Origin of the sequence: Paraburkholderia sp. SIMBA_053, from assembly GCF_046534895.1 — a bacterium.
GTDB classification, from domain to species: domain Bacteria; phylum Pseudomonadota; class Gammaproteobacteria; order Burkholderiales; family Burkholderiaceae; genus Paraburkholderia; species Paraburkholderia caledonica.
The window spans coordinates 1-230 of the sequence record NZ_JAWRXU010001908.1; the positions used below are offsets into that span (position 1 = coordinate 1).

Below are 230 nucleotides of genomic sequence, written 5' to 3' on the forward strand. Positions count from 1 at the left end.
GCGGCGGGGCTTCCGTGTCGGCATGTTTCGGCATCGAGCAGGCGGCGACGAGCATGGACAGTGACGCGGCCATCGACACGACGGCCAGCGCATAACCCGCGCGCCGGCGCAGCGACACGCGCGCAGCCGTGTCAGGTGCATTCGACGATGCGTCGGGGGTGGCGCTCGTGCGTGCGTCGCGTGGCGTGGCGGACGTGGGCTGCATATCGTCGTTCCTCTCTAAACTGGCG

Annotated in this window: 1 pseudogene; it reads right to left on the minus strand. The window is 69.6% G+C overall.

The features are described from left to right. Positions 1 to 205 (minus strand): annotated as a pseudogene (locus SB753_RS42190) (META domain-containing protein); the annotation flags it as partial. Positions 206 to 230: the final 25 nt, after the last annotated feature.